Genomic DNA, 19064 nt, shown 5'->3' on the forward strand with positions numbered 1-19064 from the left:
GGTCTAGCTGGACTCGAATCAGCTACCTTTCATTTATGAGTTGACCGTTCATACCGTATGAGCTTTAGACCCTTGAAAATGATTGACCTAAACGTAATTACAGAGGTTTAGGCGCGGTCACGACTCGACGACATCAATGTCGCCGACATGCATGAAATTTGGACATAAAAAACCGACTTTCGTCGGCTTAAATTAATTACATTGTGAAGTAATGAACTTATTATCATTACCCTGAATTTTTTCTATCAGTTTGTTACGCTCACATTCCCATTTTTGTGGCGGATACATTTTATCCCACGCTGCCATCAGCTTTTCTTCTTGATTAGATAAATTAATTTTGTATTTATCAGACATATAGAGATATGTACGTGCTATCATCCCACGAATTTCGTTACGAGGTTGAAGTTTTCTTTCTTTGAAATCTACAGCAGTTTTACACTGTCCGTACTGTGTAAATTCTTTAGTAAACTGCGAATAACGATAATTAGACCTGTCTCCATTTACTTCGCCAATTGCTGGTTGTAAGTTATGCATATCCCCTTCTATTTGATTGAAGGTAACATCTTTTTTACACGCTTTACGCCCACCATCTCGCCAACATTGCAGATGTCTACCAAAATTTTCGGCTGGCATAACATGTTCCCATTCAATGCGAGACGCTCTATTTAAATTCTTTCTGGGCTTATAACCACATTTACCAAAATCTACAACACCTTTTTTACCTGTCCATGAAATATCACATCCGCAATAAAATTCGGTTTGCTCTGGATTTGATTTGTATATCTTAGTAAGCTGAGTTTTTGCATTGTCAAAATTTTGCTTACTAATTGCAACTTGATTAGATGTTGGCGTTAGTGTTGATTTTGGCTTTTTCGGCTTTGGCGTCGGTGCTACTGAATAGGTTCCAATTCGACACGTTTTAGAAGCCGATATGCATGAATTGCCGCACGGTATGCCTTTTCTACAGTTTTTCGCATTTGAAATCGGCGGGAATAATAAAAATAAAACCAAGATTAAAACTAATTTTTTCATAATTTAATATTACCTGTGTTTAAAAAACACGCAGTTTAATATAAAAAATTACAAAATGAAAACAAAAAAGCCCTCATTTGCGAGCTTTACATACAATAATTTCATGTTGATATATTTATATCAGTTTCATGTTAGCATTTCAAGTGTTTTTTAAATAAATTGTAAATTTATTTGTATGTTATGCTATTTAGAATATCTAAACGCTGACCTGTTAGCAGCGTTATTGCGCTTAAATGACCTACAATATGATTTTCACCACCTTCTTTCATTGATTTTATTTTCGCTCTATCAATATTCATTTTTTTTGCAATATCAACAACAGATAGTGGTTTTATAATGTTTTTTGTTTGCTTGTTAAAATCCTTTGCGCTTATAATACTGATAGTTCCGTTGAATGCTAATCGCTCAAGTTTTCTTCCGAATCCAGTTGCTGCTACGTAATCTTCAATCGTTTGTTTTTCTCCGAAATAAAATAACTTCAAAACATTATATTGCTCTGCTGCTTGCCTGTTAGTTTTTGATAACGCAATTAACGCAGAATCTATTAGCATAGCATCATCATCAGAACACAATTCTTTGTATTTTTTTTGTTGATTCTCAAACAAAGATGGCGATTTTTGTTCTGAATAATAATTTTTTCTTGACCAATTCCCCCACAATCTCAACACGTCAGTAATATCGTAATCAGATTGAAACCTAACCCGCGTAACTGGTTTTACAATTTCCTTTGGCTCATCATCAACGTATACATATTCTGCTAGCATTTGTTACCCACCCTTTTTTAATTCTTTTAATTTTTGCTTATACTCAGCTTTAATCTGTTTTATTTGCTCTATCGTGTATTTTTTTGGTTCGTGATACCCCTCTAACCAATCTACTTTTTCTACACCTATTTTTTTTACTAAATTAATTCTGTATTCAATAATGTTACCGGACTTGTGGTTGTTACATGCTGAACATTGTTTATGTACATTCAGCTCACAGAATCGTAACTCTGGACATGCGCCAACACTTCGATAGTGCCCTGCGTGATATTGCCCCGTGTGATAGCGTCCACAACTAATACACGGCTCGTTTTTGTCTCGCTCTCGAATGAATGCATTAAATATCGTTTGAGCTTCCTTTAAATGCTCTGAGCGTGTTTTTATGCTCTCTTTTGCTATTCGCGTTAATTTAATTCTGGTTCGCTCTTGAACGCTGTTATCTTTTGCATATTGAATAGCACAATCAATAGAACATACTTGAGCGAGCGAGTTAAATAGCGCAAATTTTCTACCACAACTTTTACATTTTTTATGCTTTATTTCTCTCTTCATCGTCTGAACTTCGCTTTATTCTTGTAAAACTTACCGCAAGAGCCTTTTGCTTCTCCGTTAACACCAACCAATGGTCTATTACAGACAAATAAATCCAAGTCAACGTTGTGCAAACAAGCTCCATTGCATTCTGGGCATTTAAAATCAGTTTTAATTAATTTGTGTTTCTTCGGCATTGTCGTTAACTCTATTTAAATTATGCTGATTAATGTATTCTCTGCGTTGCTCTCTAACTATTGCTATTGCTCGCTCTAATTCTTGCTCTTTATCATCGTATCGTTTCAGTTGTTCCAAGTGTTCGTTGTTCATCATGCCACCTTTGATAATTGGTCTTTGTACTGTTCAGCCAGTCGAATCGCTTCCTGTGCATCTGAGCTAAATATAACGCCGTTTTCAGCCCCAAACTGTTCGGCACAAGTCACTACATCAGCAAACTCTTTTTTATTCATTCTTCTAGTTGATAGTCCCATAAACACCAGTCCGCCTTGAATGCCTTTTACGCATTTTTGACCGTGCAGATTAGCTGTAATTAGATGTTTCCATTCCTCCGCTGTGAGCTTTTCTCCGTTCCATTCAACTTGTTTTGCGATATCATTTAAAACAGCCCACATCATGCGATTTTGTGCTAACGTGCGATTGTCTTCATCAATTACAATCCTCAATGGATGCTCGCTATCAACTGGTAATTGATTTATTACGTTAATCGCTGTGTTGCGTGCTTGTTCATGTGTTAATCGTATTTCTTTAATCACTTCTAAACCCTCACACACTCAAAATTACGGACCAACACATCAACTTTAGAATTACCAAATGAGTTCTCAACTGTAGCCAGCGTTTTTATTAAACCTTTTTCTGTGAGTCTTGAATCACGACGCAACACAACCGTTCCCCACGCTTGCCAACCTTTTTTAACTTCTGCTGTTATTTTGTAAGCCATTTCTGTATTAACTCCCTCAATTTAATTTTGTCTTCTTCTGAATATTTTTTTACTCGTTCTGCTAATTGCTGTTTAATTTGTACCGTATCCGCTCCCCTGCTCTTTATCGCTCTCACATAGTCGTACGCTATTTTGTCGAGCATGTGATAACGTCCTTGGTGGCAGTGGTTAACTCTCTGCAACACAAGCTCTACCTGTTTTTAACATCTGCTTAATGCTAGCAATATGCATCATGCTTTTACTTGATGCTCCCCGCTCAGTTTTGCATTCCAACATTGCAAACGTATTCTCTGGTTTTGGTAGATAATGATTAGCTCGCTCTTGCGTTAATAGCCCAGTAAAAACAGCATGGTTTATAGCATCAGCACGCTTTGCTTTATCGCTACCTTGGGAGACAAACACCTCGATAGCTCGTCCGTACATCATCGATTCGTCAACCATTCGCTCATATGCATCAATAAATGTTCGTCTTGCTCCAATTTTGTCGCCATTTCGGTAGACAATCTCAGCTTGTGACCATGCTTTTGCTATTTCATTAGTCCAAACAACCGTATTGGTTTCATCGCTAGCAAGTATTGCAATCGACCATGCTTCATCTGGTGATAAATGATTACTTGAACCGCCCATTAGCTTGATTAAATCCGCAGGCTTAGGCATAAATTGACTTTTAAGCACCCAAGCATGCGCAGCGGCTTTTAACGATTGAATCGGATATTGCCCAAGTGTTGACCAGTAAATATTGACCTTGACTGTGCTTGCTTGCTGTCCGTAAACCTCAAGTAATCCACCAATAACCGCTAAAAATTCATCTGTAATCTTTGCCATGGTTAAGCCCTCATACTCTCTAAAACTGCCCTGTTACGCTCGGCAAGGGTCATGAATTTTTCAGGTGGTTTATTTGATTTTTTATAACCGTTAGCATTGCGTAACCAGTTGTTAAAAGCCGCATTCCAATCAATATATTTTTTGCCATTCGCCAAGCAGTAATCCCTGAATTTAACAAACTCATTATCCAAATTGATGTTTTCATTCATCGCTATATCTCGATGATGATCGTTCGGTTTAAATTCATCAGGAAACTGACAAGGTCGCTTTGGCTGTTGCGATTTATTCGCAATAATATTTGTAGTATTCTCTGTAGTAGTCTTTGTAGTATTCTCTTGATATAACGAACTTGATTTTGTAGTCGTCTCGACATCTACATTGTAGAGATCGGGGTAACTACTTTTCATCTGTCGTGATGATTGAGTTATAGAGTTGGCGAAATCGCTTAAAACTTGATTAACTTTTTCATTATCAATCTTGTAAAAAGTCTTATGCTCTAACCTCTTTTCTGTAACAATTAACACGCCTTTTTCTTTTAGTTTTTTGATAGCCGTTCTTTGTTCGTTATGAGATAAACCAGTTTCATCTTCAAGCTCATCACGTGTTTTATACACACCTAAATCAGACGTAGCCTTGTCTTGCCAATAAAATAATTGTGAGAATAAAACAGCAGGACTCACACCACCCAGTGGCTTAGCTAGCTTAGGATAATAGGCATTCGGACGCCCTATTAGTTTTAATATTTCAACTGCGTTCATTGCTTACCCTCTTTCTTGGGAAAAGTTCTGGTAAATCAGGTCTAATATCGCAAGCTGCAACTTCCCCATTGGTTGCTTTTACTATTAAATGAACATGTTCAGGACTAACATCAGACAATCCGTGCAGCCACTTCCATACTGATGTCTGAGTTTTTCCACACGCATCAGCTAATTTTTTCTGGCTTCCCGTAATTAAAATAGCTTTCTCAATTGCTTTATTTTTCATACAAACTCTCTTTTAACAACTTATGTTGTAAATATTATCTTTTGTTTTTGCTTGTGTCAACAACTTAAGATGTTTTACTTTATACAACTTTGGTTGTATTTTATTTAAATGAAAAAGGAGCTTAAAAAATGACATTAGCAGATCGACTAACCTCAATAATGAAAGAAAAGAAGATTTCTCAAGCGAAATTGGGAGAGGCTATTGGTATGTCTCAAACCACAATATGGAAATTAATGACAGGCAAAACAAAATCAAATAGAAATCTATTGAAGATCGCTGATTATTTAGGTGTTTCGGTTGAATGGTTAGCTAAAGGAGAAGGTCCTCAGCTTAAACAGCAACGAGACGGAACGCCGATGGATGAATTATCAACAAGAGACGTAGATGAGTGGGATGATAAAACCCCATTAAATGATGATGAAGTTGAAGTTCCATATTTCAAATCAATTGAACTTGCAGCAGGACATGGTTGTTCAAGCACGGAAGATCACAACGGATATAAGCTCAGATTTAGCAAATCTTTTTTTAGAAGAAAAAACGCACAAAAAGAATTTGTCATTTGTTTTCCAGCTAAAGGAAACAGCATGGAGCCAGTTATTCCAAATGGTGCAACGGTCGCTGTAAACACACTACAAAAAGATATTCGTGATGGCGATGTTTATGCAATATGCCAAGACGGATTGTGTCGGCTAAAAAGATTGTATTTATTACCAGCAGGAAAAATAAGAATTGTTTCTTACAACTCTGAAGAATTTCCTGATGAAATTGATGATTCAAAAAATATAGAAATAATCGGGCGAGTATTTCATTGTTCATTTGAAATGTAATCAATGCTATTAAGAAAACACGGCTAACCGCTTTGAGGTTATTCTAGTGAATAAAACAGATAACCATGATTAGATATATATTAAATAAAAATTCAAGGAGAAAACAATGCGTTATATTTATGAAACAGTTCAAATTCCACCAAATATTAATGTCGGAAAAAAGGATAAAGGCAATGAAGCTGGAGCTTATTTGCGTGAAATAATAAATAACAAAGCCAACGATAATTGGGAATTTGTAAGCGTTGAAAGCGTTGGAGTAAGAACATCCCCAGGGTGTCTTGCTTCTCTTTTAGGAAAGAAAGAAGAATATTCTATTTATTATGTGATTATCTTTAGACGTGAAGTGGCTTAGTTTTAAATTAATATATCTATATAGAGCGATAGCCCCCAATCGCATTCGCTCTGCATGTAGATTCGAACCGTCTTGCTCAGAATATGCCTTATTAGCAATTGAAAAATATGGCGTATTCAAAGGGTGGAAAATGACATTAGGCAGATTAATGAGATGTAAACCACCAAATGGTGGCAAAGATTATCCGTAACAACCGCTTCGGCGGTTTTTGAATATAACAAAATAAATAATTGAAATAATGTAAGGAATAATATTTGATGACAGACAAAATAATAAAAGTAGGAAGAATTATTAGTGATTCGGAACCTATCGAAGACGGCATAAATAGTTCTTTCAGATGTATCGCTTGTTGTGATAATGAAGAATATCCTGTTGTAGCGAAGTATATAAAAGGAATTGAGATATTAAAAGAATTAATTTGTGCAATATTAGGCAGACTAATAAATTTGCCAATTCCTGAACCTATATTACTATTAGACCAATATGATGTTTTCTGTTTCGGTTCTCTTGATGTTGGGTATCCAAATCTTTATCATAGATTAAATATTCAAGACCCATATTATATTGAATTTCATTCAATAATTAAAAGCTGGAGCGCCCTTGAAAGCGCGTCTTTTTTTGATGAATTTATCATCAATCCAGACCGGCATTCTGGTAATTTATTATACAATGGAAAAGATATAGCTATGATTGATCATGGTTTATCAATGCAATTAGATAAATTCACACCAAACCATGATGAAGACTGGAATAATATATTATTTAATCATTTGCTATGTAAATTTACCGAGTTATCTTGTGAACATAAATTAGATAAAATTGCGCTATGTAACAAATTAACTATTTGGTGCGAAAAAATAAAAGAAATAAATAATAATAATCTAATAGATAAAGCTATTAATGAAATACCTGTTGCTCATAAATCGAAAAATGAGTTACTATATTTTTTAACTAGTCGTAGTGAATTCATTCAAAAAATCATAAACAATAGAATTAACCCAAACCAGATGGATTTTGTAAATGTTTGATAGTAATAAATTATTATCCACAATACCACAAGCGCCAACTTATAAAGCTATTTGGGCTCCAATTTACTTTGAGCCAATCATGGGCTCTGGAGAAAAACTTACTATCGCCGTGGTAGCTGTTAGTGAAGGTGGTGAATTTAAAATTAGACAATCTATTAGACAGTGCGTAGTTAAAGCTATGTATGGCAACAAATCAGATCAATTTAACTCTTTGATTGAATTAATTATTTCTAGTCTTACTTCACATCTAAGCAAAACAAAAATTCTAGAAAACTGGAACGTTCCTATGCAAGGTGTTGTTTTGGGTAAAATAAAAAGCACCTTATCCAGTGATATTATCGGAGTTCTTAGGCAAGCGGTGATGCTAACATCAAGTCTGTCATCCCTTGATTTTTATTCTAACGATGAAGATAATAACCAATATTCATCAGATAACACTTGGTCAAAATTATTAAAAGATATAACTATAAATAATCATCCAAGCTTCGATCGTTATTTTGATAGAGAATTTAAGGTTGTATCAGAAGCTAGAGCTGCTAAGATATTTTTCCTAAGTGATCGCTCGGCAATTAATACCGAAAGATTAAGACCCAATAACATAGGGACGGATTTAGATAAAAACAAAGCAAGATTATTAGATTTATTTGCTATCAAGGATCATGAAAATCTCTTTACACGAAGTACACATGAGCTTATTGTCTATAGACCAACTGAAGATGATATCACATTTAGCAAGCGACAGATGAAGCGATTAAATGATGCTTTATTAACACTAGAAGAAGTTGGAGATAAGCACTCAATCATAGTTACCCCTGTAAACACTCCACAACAAGCCTTAAAAAGGATTGAGAGAGCTGAATTCAATTTTGCAGCTTAAACCAACCCGCCCTGTGCGGGTTTTTTCACGCCTAAAATCCCCCACCACAACTTTAAAACACCAACTGATTAAAAAACAATCAAACGAATAACAATCAATCACACAAAAACAACAACTTAACAACTTAATTAAAAATAATAACAACTTTAGATGTTGATATTAATAACAACTTATGTTGTAATGATCACATCAAAACAAATCAACTTAACAAAGTTGAAGCTCTTTAAAAATTCGGAAAGTCGGAACAACTTATAAAGTGTTATTCAAGTAGACAGTGTGAAAGCGAAGCTCATCTTAGAACGAAATGCCTAGCTCCCTCTAAGCTGGTGAACGATAACAATGGAATAAGGGAGCGCAACACCTACTGGGGTATGTACCAGTATTCAAATCAAAGCGCATTTAAACAAGTGCGCTTGAGTTTGAAATAAAAGGAGATAGATGATGTTACATAGAGCTGTAGAAAATGGTTACGAAAATGCTTATTGCAACATGATGAAGCATTCTGAAATGCAAGACGCTAAAGAAGCAGAAATTAAAGCTCAATCAAACGAACTTTATGACAAACTCAGCGATAGTGATTATCTAGAAATTGAAAAAAAAATAATGAAAGCGTTTGGTTGGGATGATGTTGACACTGATTCAGTTCAAAAAGCATTAAAGCTCATATGTTATGAAAAAGCTGAATTTCATTTTAATGAAAAAAATAAAAAATCATTTTATTAAGCTAACGAATTTTGACAGCTCGGAAAGACGAGTACATGCAAATCCTTTGCCCTCTTTTGAGGGCTTTTTTACAGAATTAGCAGACAGAAAGGGGATAAAACAATGACAAGTAAAAAGATTATTGAGCGATTAAAACAGCAAAACTGGTTTATTAAATGTGAAACTGAGCACGAAGTGGCATTAGTTTTAAACGCGTGTTTAGATGCAAAAATTAACTGGTATCACGGAGAATCTCCGTCTTGCGTACCGGAAGAAATATTAGAGAATAAACCTTTATTTATTGAACAATATAATGGATACGGATGCGGTTTGGTCTGGGATGATCTGGAGCCATTCCGAACCGGTGAAGAAAGCGAAGACATAACAGATTGGTTTTTCGAAGAGCTGAGGAGTGAATAATGGAAAAATTAACACCACAGAATTACCGTGAAGAACACCTTGTTCAGGTTTTATTAGCAATACTACAAGGTATACCAGTTGAATATAAAAGTAAAAGTAATGATTGGACAGAGTTAAAAGACTTTTTTTTAATTCTCAAAGAAAACACTAAATATCGCATTGTACCAAAACCAACACCGCTGCCTTTTTCACGTGAAATGTGGCAAATGTTTAGTAAAAAATGGAAATTAGCGACGATGAATAAAGATGAAAGCATCTCTTTACATACACAAACGTCATTTCTTAATCCGCGTTATGAGCAGTGGTCCGTTCCTGACGACGCTGAAACAATTGATGTAACTGATTTGCTAGCAGTGAATACCGACGGCATTAACTGGCGTCTCTCACTCACAAAACGACCAAAGGACGTCTAAATGAACACAATACCAATTGATCATGTCGGCTGTAATGTTTATCAAACAGACCGATTTAACATTAATTACAGAATGACTAAGGGCGAGCAAATATACGCCCTTTTTTGTGTCTTAATTGTGACATTCGGTGGACTGTTTGGGTTGATTCGATGGATGTTAGAAGTGGCAACGGAGTGAAGATAATGAAACAAGGTATTTATTACGATATATCTAACGAAGATTATCACAATGGCGCAGGTATTAGTAAATCGCAACTAGATTTTATTGAAGAAAGTCCCGCTCTTTATCAGTGGGTAAAAAATGCGCCAGTTGATAAAAGTAAAATGTCATCACTGGACATGGGGACAGCTTTTCATTGTTTACTATTAGAGCCTGAAGAATTTAAAAGGCGTTTCATAATACCTAATCCAATCAATTTAAGAACCAACGCAGGAAAAGCACAGTATCAAGAATTACTAAAAGAAGCCGAAGAATCCAATCAAACAATCATCACCTATGAAGATTACAGAAAGTTACTTCTAATGCGTGATAGTGCAATGGCTCATCCATTAGCAAAATGGATTATTGAAGAACAAGGGCATACAGAATCATCTATATATTGGAATGATATTGATACCGATATTTTATGCCGATGCCGACCTGATAAATTTATAGAAAAATTTAACTGGGTAGCGGATATAAAAACATCTGCTGATATTGATCGCTTTTATGCTCATTCATATGACTATCGTTATCATGTGCAAGACTCGTTTTATAGCGACGGTGTTCAATCTATCACTGGAGAAAAACCTACTTTTGTTTTCTTGGTAGTTAGCACAACAATCAATTGTGGTAGATACCCTGTAAAAACTTTCATATTAGATGAGGCCGCTAAAAACATTGGTCGTCAAGTTTATAAAGCTAATTTATTTAGATTCAAACAATGTACAGAAGACAACAATTTTCCAGCACTTCAAACATTATCATTGCCTTATTGGGCTAAGGAATTAAAAAATGAGTGAACAAAATCAACCACCTATTGCTAAATCTGACCTAGAAAAAACTCAACTAACAAATCAAGACAAAAAGCCAGCAACATTAGCTGAATTAGTTAACTCTCCAAAAATTAAAAACCAACTTGCCATGGCACTGCCAAAACACATGAACCCCGACAGAATGGCAAGAATCGTTACAACAGAAATTCGGAAAACGCCAGCATTAGCAGACTCAAACATTCAAAGTTTTTTAGGAGCAGTTGTTCAATGCTCGCAACTGGGTTTAGAACCAGGAGGAGCTCTTGGGCATGCCTACCTACTCCCATTTGGTAACGGTAAAGCGAAGGATGGAAAATCTAACGTACAGTTAATTATTGGCTATAGAGGCATGATTGATCTTGCTAGACGTTCAGGGCAAATCATCAGTATATCAGCAAGAACCGTTCGAGAAGGCGATGATTTTCATTATGAGTATGGTTTAAATGAGGATTTAAAACACACTCCAAAAGCCGACGAATCAGCACCAATCACATATGTTTATGCTGTTGCCCGCTTGAAAGACGGTGGTTCTCAATTTGAAGTAATGACATTCAACCAAATTGAATCGGTTCGCAAACAAAGTAAAGCTGGTGATAAAGGACCTTGGATAACTCACTGGGAAGAAATGGCAAAGAAAACAGTTATTCGACGATTATTTAAGTATTTACCTGTTTCAATTGAAATCCAACAAGCTGTAATTTTGGATGAAAAAGCGGAAGCTGGCATAAGTCAAGATAATGAAATGATTTTAGATGCTGATTTTTCCGTGGTCGAAGCATAACCGTCCTAGTGACGGTTTTTATTAAAAGGAAAAAATTATGACAAGATTAACTAAAACTATCAAAGAGCAAATTTGTAAAAATGCAATTGAGCAATCGCCAGCAAATAAAGAGCTAGAAATAGCAAATGAAAATTTATCTAAATTAGCTCTTGATGTTTATAACGATAACGTAACTGCTGAGCAACTCAAAGAGGCGGATGAGATAAGAGCCCGAGTAAAAAAGCTGCCATTTGATTATGGTACTGTTTTTACGCTTACGAGGGATTGAGATGTTATTTTAACGGATTAAGAGCATATCTAACACTACCACCCGAGCGTGATTTTTACGAATTAAAAGAGCAGCCGATGTACACCGCCGATCATGAGTTTTCAAAACGTTTTTTATCATTACAGAACCAGATCGAAAACTCAGAAAAACAAAAAAATGATTTAAAGCATGAAATTATGGCTATCTTAAATAGTTGTGCAACTCTCAAAAAATTACAAGAAATATGGCCCGAATCCGTCAATTTTTTAGACGGTACACAAGTAGATATCACAAAAACCAATTTACCTGCCGTTTTCGTTGAAAACTTAAATAAAAAACTAGGTATAACAACAAGCTAAAAAATAACGTCTGGTATATGCGTTGATGATTAGTGTTAGCAGAGACACTGTCCGCAATTGCAGTTAGCCCGCTAATTTGAAATATACAAGCCGTATTGTTTGACATGACGGTAGTCACGCCGTTGGCGACAGAGTGGCAATTACTTAATACAACAATAGTTAACTGCTAAGAGGAGTACTTATGTCAGAAAAAATAACGTTTGTAGTGAGCGCGCGAATTGGTCCGTCATACAATGAAGTAGAAATAGAAGTTGATAAAGCTGAATATGAAGCTGCGGAAGATAAAAATGCTTACGAACAAGAGTTAGTTGATTCTTATTTTCCAGATCTTGTAGAGATTGGAATAGGTATTAAGGAGTAATTATGAAATATTTTACGTATGACCACAATGGCGAGGGCTTTGAATATCACAATACCAAAGAAGAAGCAAAAAGCTATGCAGAACAATGTTTGGATTTTTATTTACAAAACGACGATGAAAACAATGTAGATATTTGTTGGGGTGAGATAAAAGAAGATGTTCACTCAAACGATGCTGAACTGAAATTTAAAAAGGTGATGTGATTATGATTACAGATGAAGAATGGAAAAAGCTAAAAGTTGGGGATGTTGTTTGGTACACAAATCAGCTAGCGTTAAAACCAGAAAAACTCATAATTACAAGAATCACAAAAAATCTTGTTTATTGTGACAAAACAAGATTTGATTGGGGGGATTATTTATTGCATTCAAGTTTAAACGACGCAACACAAGCTGTAAATTTTAGATTAAAAGCACACATTAAAAAAATACAGCATCAAATTGATGAAAATTTAAAACAACTGGAGCAAGAAAATGGCAATTAACACAATGACAGCAACGGGTAACGTTGGTAAAGATGCTGAACTACGTTATCTACAAAACAATACAGCAATAGCAGAATTTCAATTACCAGTTAAACAAGGTTACGGCGAACATCAAAAAACATCATGGATTAAGTGCGTTCTGTGGGGTAAAGCGGCAGAGGGTTATGCGCCAAATATTAAAAAAGGTGATTTAGTTGTGGTTAGTGGTGAGTTTTATGTTGAAGAATGGCAAAAAGATGGTGCGACATTCACAAGACCGTGTTTGCGAGTATCTCAAATTCAATTGACTAAAAAGCAGGATGAACAACAAGCACAACAACCTAAACCGCCAGCACCAGCTCAGGCTCAGCAAGATACATTTGACGATAATATTCCCTTTTAAATCAATTAGTTAAACAAACCGCTCATGTAGCGGTTTTTTATTGGTGAATACTATGCAATTTATGATGGGTGTAGCTATTGCGCTACTTATTATGATTCTATTAATTCTTATACAAATATATAAAAAGTGAGGCAAAAATGAAAGAGAAACGCACTACTGAGATGTCTATATTAAAAATTGTGTTTATCGCGATAGCTATCGTTATTGGATTATATATCTCAATAGCCGGCTGGTATACGGTGGACGCAGGCGAGCGAGCGGTTCAATTAAGAAATGGCGCTATAACTCGCACAAATGATGCTGGTTTATATTTTAAATTACCGTTTATCGATTCTGTTAAGTATATTAGCACTCGCACTCAAAATCGTTCATTCAATGAATTATCAACATATAGCAAGGACCAGCAACCAGCAAAAATTCGGGCGTCTGTTACATATAAAGTACCGTCAGGAGAAGCAGAAAATGTTTACCTGAATTTTAGAGATATCGAGGGTTTAGCTTCAAATACAATTGAGCGACAAGTGCCAAATCAGATTGAAAACGTATTCGGGCATTATAGTGCTATTGAAGCTGTTCAAAAACGTGCGCAATTAACAAAAGATGTTAATGACGCAATTAAGCAATCACTAGAAAATTACCCAATCATTGTTGAATCGGTGCAAATTGAAGACATTGATTTTTCAAGAGCTTATGAGCAATCTGTTGAAGATAGAATGAAAGCGGAAGTTGAAGTTCAAACTCAAAAACAAAATTTAGAGAAAGAAAAAATCACAGCAGAAATAGCGGTTACAAAAGCGCAGGCAATCGCTGATAGTACGTTAGCACAAGCGAAAGCCGAAGCTGAAGCTGTAATTCTAAGAGGTGAGGCAGAGGCAAAAGCAATCACAGCTAAAACAAAAGCATTACAAGCTAACTCTGCGCTAGTTGAATTAACAAAGGCAGAAAAATGGGACGGGAAACTACCTGCCACTGTATTGCCGAATTCAACATTGCCGTTTATTGACACAAAATAATATAACCGCCTCGGCGGTTTCTCTTACGCGCTTTATTTCAACCACCCTATTCTATTAATTTATTACAAATATCTGCGCTGATTATTTGGCGTGCGATTTCTATTATCTAAAGGAAATAATAATGAACATCAATAAACCCGTCATTGACGTTTGCTGTGGCTCTCGCATGTTCTATTTTAACAAACTCGATGAGCGAGTTTTGTTTTGTGATAAGCGAAATGAGAGTCACGTAATATGCGACGGTCGAGTAGTAGATATCAATCCAGATGTGCAAGTCGATTTTACCGCCCTGCCTTTTTCTGATGAAACATTTTATCAAGTTTGTTTCGATCCGCCTCATCTAATCAAAGTTGGCCACAAAAGTTGGCTAGCCAAAAAATATGGACAACTTAATAAGTCAACTTGGCAAGATGATTTAAGAAAAGGCTTTAGTGAATGCTTTCGAGTGCTAAAAACTAACGGAACACTTATTTTTAAATGGAACGAAACAGACATACCGGTTAAAGAAATTTTAGCACTAACAGAATATAAACCGGTATTTGGACACATCAGCGGTAAGCGTTCAAACACTCATTGGATGTCATTTATTAAGAGGAAACAATTATGACAAAACAATTAAAACCCTGTCCATTTTGTGGCAGTGAATATTCATTCATTGATGATATTGATTATAGTCTCAATGAAGATATTCCAGAGCCTCTCAGAGAGGGCGTTTGCTTTGCAGTAGTTTGCCATGATTGTAATGCAAGCGGTGCAAAGGATCTGGCAGAATTATCGATCACATGATGGGAGTATGCGGATTTGGACTTGGATATCTAGCGCAAAAAATAGATAGCGGATTTAAGATTGAATGCCCGAAATGTGATGGGTACGGTAAAGTTAAAAAGAGGGTTTACTGTGAATAACAGACAATTACTGAGTGTTATTTGTTGATGAGAGATGAAAATTAGAGGTAATTATGGCGAAATCAATATATTTAACAAAAACAGAACTTATAGAATTAACGGGATATATACTTGCTAACAAACAAATAAAATGGCTAGAAAAAAATAACATAGAGCACTACGTGAACGGAGCAAAAAAACCGATAGTTTTACGCTCAACATTAACATCCCCATCTCAAATTAATCATTCAATAATCAACAATCAAGCTCCTAACTTTGAGGCGTTATAACATGGGTAGAAGCAGAAAAAATAAGGCTGATAATAAATTACCTGAACGAGTTTATAAAAATAAATATTCATATGTTTATCAGCCGAGGGACGGAAAAAAAATCACATTATGCCCGCTCAGCGCTAGCATGTCTGAGCTGTGGGCTAAATATAACAACGAAATAGCAAAAACACATTACAAATTAACGTTTTCAAAATTATGGGCTTTATTTTTAGATAGTGCGTATTTTGCAGATTTAGCGCCGCGAACACAAAAAGATTATCATCAACATAGCAAAAAACTGTTAAAGGTTTTTGGTAATGTTGATCCGGATCGCATAAAACCCGAGGACGTCTGGAAATATCTTGATTTGAGAGGGAAACAAAGCAGAACGCAAGCAAATCACGAAAAAGCCAGCATGTCTCGCGTGTATAGCTGGGGGTACGAACGTGGCTACGTTAAAGCAAACCCTTGCGCAGGCGTGTCTAAATTAAAGGTTGTTAGTAGAGATATTTATGCAGACGATAAAGAATATTATGCGATGTTAGAAGTTGCACGACCGGCGGTAAAAATAGCTATGGAAATTGCGTATCTGTGTGCAGTTAGGAATGGAGACATCCTAAAGTTAACGCATGAACAAATATCAAAGGAAGGTATTTATGTGAAACAAGGCAAAACAGGAACTCGGCAAATAAAATTATGGACAGACAGGCTCAGATCAATAATTGATTTCGCTAAACTACATTTTCCTCCTGTCACAAAAAAATCACCTTTAATATTAAATTCAATGGGCAAAGCGTATAGCTACAAAAATTTTAACGAACATTGGAATGAGGATAAAAAGAAAGCCGAAGAAAAGTTAGGGTATAAAATCAACTTCACGTTTCACGACTTAAAGGCCAAAGGAATATCAGACTACGAAGGTGGAACAAAAGACAAACAATTATTTAGTGGACATAAAACAGAATCGCAAGTTTTAGTATATGATCGCAAAGTTAAAAAATCACCGACATTAAACATTCCAAAAGTGACAAATTAGGTTGTAATATATAAAAATATAGATTCGCAACACGTTGTGTTAAAACGATTCTTTTAAAGCAAAAAACTACTGTATATTACAACTTTTCATTATAACTAATTGATAATTAAAACTTTTCGGTCGGTCTTGAAAACCGGCGAGGGGCGACCCTCCCAGAGTTCGAATCTCTGCGCTTCCGCCATCTTTTTATTGTGGCAAATTCCACAGTTGTCCATAGAAGTCCACTTAAATCCACTATTTAAACGCCCACCGAAATATACTTGAATTATTTTGTATTTTTCATCAAATACTGTAACCATCCCCTAAAAGAGTACAGCAAAAAAGTAGAAAATTCCTATGATAAAAGTAAAGGGGATTAATTATGAAAAAAATGACTGAACTCAAATCGTGGCTATTTTAAAAGAAGCTGAAGCGGGTATTCCCGTTAAAGAACTGTGCCGTAAATATGGCATAAGTAATTCAACTTTCTATAAATGGCGGGAAAAATACGGCGGAATGGAAACTTCGGATATCAAACGCTTAAAGGAGCTGGAGGCTGAAAACCGCAAGCTTAAGCAGATGTTTGCCGAACTGAGTGGTATGTCCACACTTTTTAGTACCAAAAGGATAAGGTCATCGATTTCTTTTGTATTCAATCGGCGACTGGTAATTTAATGTTGAATGAAGTCGATTATAATTAAACCAATCCACATAGTGATTAAATTCCAATTTAAGTTGCGCCAGTGAATCAAAAATAGTATTTGACACAAATTCTGTTTTCACTGCTTTGAATGTGCTTTCTGCAATTGCATTATCATAGGGGCAGCCTTTGCGACTTAACGACCGTTTAATTCCAAATGCTGTTAAACATTCATCAATCAAATGATTATCAAACTCTTTTCCTCTATCAGAATGAAACAACTCAATCGTCTGTAAGTTCATTGGAATTTGACTCATAGCTTGCATGACCAGTGCCACTGTTTTATGCCTGCCAGCACTTCGTCCCACTATTTCTCGATTACTGATATCAACAATTACACAAAGGTGTGTGCTAACGTTGTTTAACCTTCACATAGGTTAAATTGGTCACTAATATCTTTTGTGGTTGACCTATATCAAATTCTCGATTAAGTTCATTCCCCATCGGCAATTGGTTGCTTTTTTCTGTATGAATACAATATTTTTTACAGGTATATTTCGAAACCCTGCCATTTTTCGCCATGATTCGACCTATTCGGCGTCGAGACACGGTTATGCCTTGCGTTCTCAGCTCTGCTTGCAGACGCCTTGTACCATAAGCATGATAAAAAGTTACAGAGTCAAACTATTTGCAGAACAGATAAAACAAATTTAACTAAGGCTTAACACAAGCAGCTCTATATAGGTTAAAAGTTAATTCATAACCTAAATCCCCATCCCCTAGATCGACTCGAATTGATTTTCCCTTGTATGTATCGATTGTCCAATACCAATCATAAGGATGCTTAGTTTCCCAGTCGTCAAGACCTAAATAGTGATTAGGATGATTAAACAAAGTTCCCCATTCATTAAATAGCTTACCAATCCACTTGCCATTATCTCCGCGATAGCTTAATTGTCGGCGATAACCATTGATATTTCTTCCAGGAATACCTCCTGTCCAAATATCATCATTATTTGCATTAGTATAATCTGCAACACTCGGCACTCGGTATCCAATTCGGTTACAGTAATTTTTTGCATCTTGCACAGATGCATTAATATTAGCCCCTTGGGCTATATACCATCTTTCAATTTTAAAGCTATACAAGACGTTACTTTTGGCTCTATCTGAATAAAGCTTAAATGTAGAAGGGCTAAAGTTTTTATTAGCACTACTGTTTACTGGTCCTTTTAGTACTATCTTTAAAGCTACATCTCGTGAGCCTTTTCCCCAACCTGGTGTTATTGCAGATGATAAAGCTAAACTAACTCCACTCCCTGATTCCGGGAATACTCTAGCGCCATTAGCTGAGATAATCTCTTCGGGCGTTACGTTTGCTAATAATAAATAAAAATAAACATTATTTGTTCCTGTCGATGGGAAATTACGTTGTGGATTGTTTATATCTTGTGGTACAAATCCTTTTCCTTTTACCCAATCAGGACCATCTAAATCTTTATATTCAGTATTATTACTGGAATCGTTTGATAAATTAGGTTGAGCATAACAAACCAATGGCGCACTTGGCTCAAAATAATCAGGATTCGATATCCATATCCATAAATCAACTGAACCTGCATCTCCGTCTGTACCATATTTTAGACACGGGTTTTCGAACGACGGTAATATTATGGCATCACTACGATGATTTTTTACGCGACCATTTTTACTAGTTAATGCTTCTAAACTCCATGAATATGGCAATAATAACACGCCCAACACCAACAAGAGTTTTCGAGATAATTTGAGAGATAATTTGGAAAATATAAATGAGTTTCGTGCAAAAACTCGGCGAATAGGATTATTTAATAAATTTAAATCGTAGGTTTGCCAGTGCTTGTGCCTTGTGCCTTGTGCC

32 protein-coding genes and 4 pseudogenes are annotated in these 19064 nt (G+C 35.7%); 23 read left to right on the forward strand and 13 right to left on the reverse strand.

All coding sequences use genetic code 11. The features are described from left to right. Window positions 1–192: 192 nt before the first annotated feature. From A9G38_RS02470 to A9G38_RS02505, 9 genes are all read right to left on the reverse strand, one after another. Entirely contained in the window at window positions 193–1032 is an 840-nt protein-coding gene (locus A9G38_RS02470) for an endonuclease (protein ID WP_080702290.1), read from the reverse strand. 167 nt (window positions 1033–1199) lie between these two features. After that, the gene (locus tag A9G38_RS02475; protein ID WP_034910084.1) at window positions 1200–1796 is read right to left on the reverse strand and encodes an antiterminator Q family protein; all 597 of its coding nucleotides are present in this window, start codon (window positions 1794–1796) and stop codon (window positions 1200–1202) included. Window positions 1797–1799: 3 nt separating this feature from the next. Then, on the reverse strand, window positions 1800–2348 hold the full coding sequence (locus A9G38_RS02480; protein ID WP_034910086.1) for a recombination protein NinG: 549 nt from the start codon (window positions 2346–2348) through the stop codon (window positions 1800–1802). A gap of 150 nt (window positions 2349–2498) precedes the next feature. Further along, complete coding sequence (locus A9G38_RS12165; protein WP_176713216.1) at window positions 2499–2657, reverse strand: hypothetical protein; 159 nt, start codon at window positions 2655–2657, stop codon at window positions 2499–2501. Next, complete coding sequence (locus A9G38_RS02485; protein WP_034910087.1) at window positions 2657–3100, reverse strand: recombination protein NinB; 444 nt, start codon at window positions 3098–3100, stop codon at window positions 2657–2659. The genes A9G38_RS12165 and A9G38_RS02485 overlap by 1 nt, the downstream gene beginning before the upstream one ends. 2 nt (window positions 3101–3102) lie before the next feature. Beyond that, a complete protein-coding gene (locus A9G38_RS02490; RefSeq protein WP_034910088.1) occupies window positions 3103–3285 on the reverse strand; it encodes a hypothetical protein in 183 nt (60 codons plus the stop codon). A gap of 168 nt (window positions 3286–3453) precedes the next feature. Continuing rightward, window positions 3454–4110 carry a hypothetical protein gene (locus A9G38_RS02495; protein ID WP_051634133.1) on the reverse strand — a complete coding sequence of 219 codons (657 nt, stop codon included), beginning with the start codon at window positions 4108–4110 and terminating at the stop codon, window positions 3454–3456. A 2-nt stretch (window positions 4111–4112) separates the two neighbouring features. After that, complete coding sequence (locus tag A9G38_RS02500; RefSeq protein WP_051634134.1) at window positions 4113–4868, reverse strand: hypothetical protein; 756 nt, start codon at window positions 4866–4868, stop codon at window positions 4113–4115. After that, window positions 4855–5094 carry a helix-turn-helix domain-containing protein gene (locus A9G38_RS02505; protein ID WP_034910089.1) on the reverse strand — a complete coding sequence of 80 codons (240 nt, stop codon included), beginning with the start codon at window positions 5092–5094 and terminating at the stop codon, window positions 4855–4857. Before A9G38_RS02505 ends, A9G38_RS02500 begins: the two co-directional genes overlap by 14 nt. 128 nt (window positions 5095–5222) lie before the next feature. On the opposite strand from A9G38_RS02505, the gene A9G38_RS02510 reads away from it, so the two are divergent. The 23 genes and pseudogenes from A9G38_RS02510 to A9G38_RS02615 form a co-directional block, all read left to right on the forward strand. After that, window positions 5223–5921 (forward strand): XRE family transcriptional regulator, encoded by a 699-nt coding sequence (locus tag A9G38_RS02510; protein ID WP_034910090.1) that lies wholly within the window; start codon window positions 5223–5225, stop codon window positions 5919–5921. A gap of 106 nt (window positions 5922–6027) precedes the next feature. Continuing rightward, complete coding sequence (locus tag A9G38_RS02515) at window positions 6028–6273, forward strand: hypothetical protein (RefSeq protein ID WP_034910092.1); 246 nt, start codon at window positions 6028–6030, stop codon at window positions 6271–6273. Next, the gene (yidD, locus tag A9G38_RS12605; RefSeq protein ID WP_080702292.1) at window positions 6260–6463 is read left to right on the forward strand and encodes a membrane protein insertion efficiency factor YidD; all 204 of its coding nucleotides are present in this window, start codon (window positions 6260–6262) and stop codon (window positions 6461–6463) included. Before A9G38_RS02515 ends, yidD begins: the two co-directional genes overlap by 14 nt. Window positions 6464–6530: 67 nt before the next feature. Beyond that, entirely contained in the window at window positions 6531–7301 is a 771-nt protein-coding gene (locus A9G38_RS02520; RefSeq protein WP_034910094.1) for a HipA family kinase, read from the forward strand. After that, window positions 7294–8178 (forward strand): hypothetical protein, encoded by an 885-nt coding sequence (locus A9G38_RS02525; protein ID WP_034910097.1) that lies wholly within the window; start codon window positions 7294–7296, stop codon window positions 8176–8178. Before A9G38_RS02520 ends, A9G38_RS02525 begins: the two co-directional genes overlap by 8 nt. Before the next feature lie 438 nt (window positions 8179–8616). Then, on the forward strand, window positions 8617–8901 hold the full coding sequence (locus tag A9G38_RS02530) for a hypothetical protein (protein WP_141671690.1): 285 nt from the start codon (window positions 8617–8619) through the stop codon (window positions 8899–8901). Between the two features lie 102 nt (window positions 8902–9003). Further along, window positions 9004–9300 carry a hypothetical protein gene (locus A9G38_RS02535; RefSeq protein WP_034910100.1) on the forward strand — a complete coding sequence of 99 codons (297 nt, stop codon included), beginning with the start codon at window positions 9004–9006 and terminating at the stop codon, window positions 9298–9300. Then, window positions 9300–9713, forward strand: a complete 414-nt coding sequence (locus A9G38_RS02540; protein ID WP_034910103.1) for a hypothetical protein — start codon at window positions 9300–9302, stop codon at window positions 9711–9713. The genes A9G38_RS02535 and A9G38_RS02540 overlap by 1 nt, the downstream gene beginning before the upstream one ends. Further along, a complete protein-coding gene (locus tag A9G38_RS12170; protein WP_155266115.1) occupies window positions 9714–9890 on the forward strand; it encodes a hypothetical protein in 177 nt (58 codons plus the stop codon). A 5-nt stretch (window positions 9891–9895) separates the two neighbouring features. After that, complete coding sequence (locus A9G38_RS02545; protein ID WP_034910105.1) at window positions 9896–10714, forward strand: PD-(D/E)XK nuclease-like domain-containing protein; 819 nt, start codon at window positions 9896–9898, stop codon at window positions 10712–10714. Further along, window positions 10707–11507 (forward strand): recombination protein RecT, encoded by an 801-nt coding sequence (gene recT / locus A9G38_RS02550; protein ID WP_034910107.1) that lies wholly within the window; start codon window positions 10707–10709, stop codon window positions 11505–11507. The genes A9G38_RS02545 and recT overlap by 8 nt, the downstream gene beginning before the upstream one ends. Window positions 11508–11544: 37 nt before the next feature. After that, entirely contained in the window at window positions 11545–11775 is a 231-nt protein-coding gene (locus A9G38_RS02555; RefSeq protein ID WP_034910108.1) for an Nmad5 family putative nucleotide modification protein, read from the forward strand. A 77-nt stretch (window positions 11776–11852) separates the two neighbouring features. After that, window positions 11853–12113, forward strand: a complete 261-nt coding sequence (locus A9G38_RS02560) for an Nmad5 family putative nucleotide modification protein (protein WP_034910111.1) — start codon at window positions 11853–11855, stop codon at window positions 12111–12113. A 181-nt stretch (window positions 12114–12294) separates the two neighbouring features. Then, window positions 12295–12474, forward strand: coding sequence for a hypothetical protein (locus A9G38_RS02565; RefSeq protein ID WP_034910115.1), 180 nt, complete (start codon window positions 12295–12297; stop codon window positions 12472–12474). 2 nt (window positions 12475–12476) lie between these two features. After that, window positions 12477–12677: a hypothetical protein gene (locus tag A9G38_RS02570; RefSeq protein WP_034910116.1), complete on the forward strand. Its 201-nt coding sequence runs from the start codon at window positions 12477–12479 to the stop codon at window positions 12675–12677. Between the two features lie 2 nt (window positions 12678–12679). After that, the gene (locus A9G38_RS02575; protein WP_034910118.1) at window positions 12680–12958 is read left to right on the forward strand and encodes a hypothetical protein; all 279 of its coding nucleotides are present in this window, start codon (window positions 12680–12682) and stop codon (window positions 12956–12958) included. Next, window positions 12948–13340: a single-stranded DNA-binding protein gene (locus A9G38_RS02580; protein WP_034910121.1), complete on the forward strand. Its 393-nt coding sequence runs from the start codon at window positions 12948–12950 to the stop codon at window positions 13338–13340. Before A9G38_RS02575 ends, A9G38_RS02580 begins: the two co-directional genes overlap by 11 nt. Window positions 13341–13477: 137 nt before the next feature. Then, window positions 13478–14353, forward strand: coding sequence for an SPFH domain-containing protein (locus tag A9G38_RS02585; protein WP_034910124.1), 876 nt, complete (start codon window positions 13478–13480; stop codon window positions 14351–14353). Window positions 14354–14474: 121 nt separating this feature from the next. Then, complete coding sequence (locus A9G38_RS02590) at window positions 14475–14960, forward strand: SAM-dependent methyltransferase (protein ID WP_202961524.1); 486 nt, start codon at window positions 14475–14477, stop codon at window positions 14958–14960. Then, complete coding sequence (locus A9G38_RS02595) at window positions 14957–15139, forward strand: Lar family restriction alleviation protein (protein WP_034910125.1); 183 nt, start codon at window positions 14957–14959, stop codon at window positions 15137–15139. Before A9G38_RS02590 ends, A9G38_RS02595 begins: the two co-directional genes overlap by 4 nt. Before the next feature lie 172 nt (window positions 15140–15311). After that, window positions 15312–15527, forward strand: a complete 216-nt coding sequence (locus tag A9G38_RS02600) for a DUF4224 domain-containing protein (RefSeq protein ID WP_034910127.1) — start codon at window positions 15312–15314, stop codon at window positions 15525–15527. Window position 15528: 1 nt separating this feature from the next. Then, window positions 15529–16545: an integrase gene (locus tag A9G38_RS02605; RefSeq protein ID WP_034910129.1), complete on the forward strand. Its 1017-nt coding sequence runs from the start codon at window positions 15529–15531 to the stop codon at window positions 16543–16545. A gap of 384 nt (window positions 16546–16929) precedes the next feature. Next, window positions 16930–17115: pseudogene (locus A9G38_RS02615) on the forward strand (transposase); the annotation flags it as partial. A gap of 42 nt (window positions 17116–17157) precedes the next feature. On the opposite strand, the gene A9G38_RS12640 reads toward A9G38_RS02615, so the two are convergent. The 4 genes and pseudogenes from A9G38_RS12640 to A9G38_RS12175 all read right to left on the reverse strand — a co-directional run. Beyond that, window positions 17158–17376 (reverse strand): IS3 family transposase, encoded by a 219-nt coding sequence (locus tag A9G38_RS12640; RefSeq protein WP_335340389.1) that lies wholly within the window; start codon window positions 17374–17376, stop codon window positions 17158–17160. Continuing rightward, a pseudogene (locus tag A9G38_RS12645) lies at window positions 17356–17562 on the reverse strand (IS3 family transposase); the annotation flags it as partial. The gene A9G38_RS12640 and the pseudogene A9G38_RS12645, both read right to left, overlap by 21 nt. A gap of 13 nt (window positions 17563–17575) precedes the next feature. Beyond that, window positions 17576–17818: pseudogene (locus A9G38_RS11570) on the reverse strand (IS3 family transposase); the annotation flags it as partial. Window positions 17819–17878: 60 nt separating this feature from the next. Then, window positions 17879–19064, reverse strand: a pseudogene (locus A9G38_RS12175) (hypothetical protein); the annotation flags it as partial.

Origin of the sequence: Gilliamella sp. Imp1-1 (assembly GCF_001690415.1) — a bacterium.
Taxonomy (GTDB): domain Bacteria; phylum Pseudomonadota; class Gammaproteobacteria; order Enterobacterales; family Orbaceae; genus Gilliamella; species Gilliamella bombi.

Coding starts and splice junctions, on each gene's coding strand:
- A9G38_RS12165 (WP_176713216.1), bottom strand. CDS start 2,657: ATGAACAACGAACACTTGGAACAACTGAAACGATACGATGATAAAGAG.
- A9G38_RS02540 (WP_034910103.1), top strand. CDS start 9,300: ATGGAAAAATTAACACCACAGAATTACCGTGAAGAACACCTTGTTCAG.
- A9G38_RS02500 (WP_051634134.1), bottom strand. CDS start 4,868: ATGAACGCAGTTGAAATATTAAAACTAATAGGGCGTCCGAATGCCTAT.
- A9G38_RS02505 (WP_034910089.1), bottom strand. CDS start 5,094: ATGAAAAATAAAGCAATTGAGAAAGCTATTTTAATTACGGGAAGCCAG.
- A9G38_RS02470 (WP_080702290.1), bottom strand. CDS start 1,032: ATGAAAAAATTAGTTTTAATCTTGGTTTTATTTTTATTATTCCCGCCG.
- A9G38_RS02595 (WP_034910125.1), top strand. CDS start 14,957: ATGACAAAACAATTAAAACCCTGTCCATTTTGTGGCAGTGAATATTCA.
- A9G38_RS02585 (WP_034910124.1), top strand. CDS start 13,478: ATGAAAGAGAAACGCACTACTGAGATGTCTATATTAAAAATTGTGTTT.
- A9G38_RS02545 (WP_034910105.1), top strand. CDS start 9,896: ATGAAACAAGGTATTTATTACGATATATCTAACGAAGATTATCACAAT.
- A9G38_RS02560 (WP_034910111.1), top strand. CDS start 11,853: ATGTACACCGCCGATCATGAGTTTTCAAAACGTTTTTTATCATTACAG.
- A9G38_RS02535 (WP_034910100.1), top strand. CDS start 9,004: ATGACAAGTAAAAAGATTATTGAGCGATTAAAACAGCAAAACTGGTTT.
- A9G38_RS02480 (WP_034910086.1), bottom strand. CDS start 2,348: ATGAAGAGAGAAATAAAGCATAAAAAATGTAAAAGTTGTGGTAGAAAA.
- A9G38_RS02525 (WP_034910097.1), top strand. CDS start 7,294: ATGTTTGATAGTAATAAATTATTATCCACAATACCACAAGCGCCAACT.
- A9G38_RS02475 (WP_034910084.1), bottom strand. CDS start 1,796: ATGCTAGCAGAATATGTATACGTTGATGATGAGCCAAAGGAAATTGTA.
- A9G38_RS02600 (WP_034910127.1), top strand. CDS start 15,312: ATGGCGAAATCAATATATTTAACAAAAACAGAACTTATAGAATTAACG.
- A9G38_RS12170 (WP_155266115.1), top strand. CDS start 9,714: ATGAACACAATACCAATTGATCATGTCGGCTGTAATGTTTATCAAACA.
- A9G38_RS02575 (WP_034910118.1), top strand. CDS start 12,680: ATGATTACAGATGAAGAATGGAAAAAGCTAAAAGTTGGGGATGTTGTT.
- A9G38_RS02510 (WP_034910090.1), top strand. CDS start 5,223: ATGACATTAGCAGATCGACTAACCTCAATAATGAAAGAAAAGAAGATT.
- A9G38_RS02555 (WP_034910108.1), top strand. CDS start 11,545: ATGACAAGATTAACTAAAACTATCAAAGAGCAAATTTGTAAAAATGCA.
- A9G38_RS02570 (WP_034910116.1), top strand. CDS start 12,477: ATGAAATATTTTACGTATGACCACAATGGCGAGGGCTTTGAATATCAC.
- A9G38_RS02490 (WP_034910088.1), bottom strand. CDS start 3,285: ATGGCTTACAAAATAACAGCAGAAGTTAAAAAAGGTTGGCAAGCGTGG.
- A9G38_RS02530 (WP_141671690.1), top strand. CDS start 8,617: ATGATGTTACATAGAGCTGTAGAAAATGGTTACGAAAATGCTTATTGC.
- A9G38_RS02605 (WP_034910129.1), top strand. CDS start 15,529: ATGGGTAGAAGCAGAAAAAATAAGGCTGATAATAAATTACCTGAACGA.
- recT (WP_034910107.1), top strand. CDS start 10,707: ATGAGTGAACAAAATCAACCACCTATTGCTAAATCTGACCTAGAAAAA.
- A9G38_RS02515 (WP_034910092.1), top strand. CDS start 6,028: ATGCGTTATATTTATGAAACAGTTCAAATTCCACCAAATATTAATGTC.
- A9G38_RS02580 (WP_034910121.1), top strand. CDS start 12,948: ATGGCAATTAACACAATGACAGCAACGGGTAACGTTGGTAAAGATGCT.
- A9G38_RS02565 (WP_034910115.1), top strand. CDS start 12,295: ATGTCAGAAAAAATAACGTTTGTAGTGAGCGCGCGAATTGGTCCGTCA.
- A9G38_RS02520 (WP_034910094.1), top strand. CDS start 6,531: ATGACAGACAAAATAATAAAAGTAGGAAGAATTATTAGTGATTCGGAA.
- A9G38_RS02590 (WP_202961524.1), top strand. CDS start 14,475: ATGAACATCAATAAACCCGTCATTGACGTTTGCTGTGGCTCTCGCATG.
- A9G38_RS02495 (WP_051634133.1), bottom strand. CDS start 4,110: ATGGCAAAGATTACAGATGAATTTTTAGCGGTTATTGGTGGATTACTT.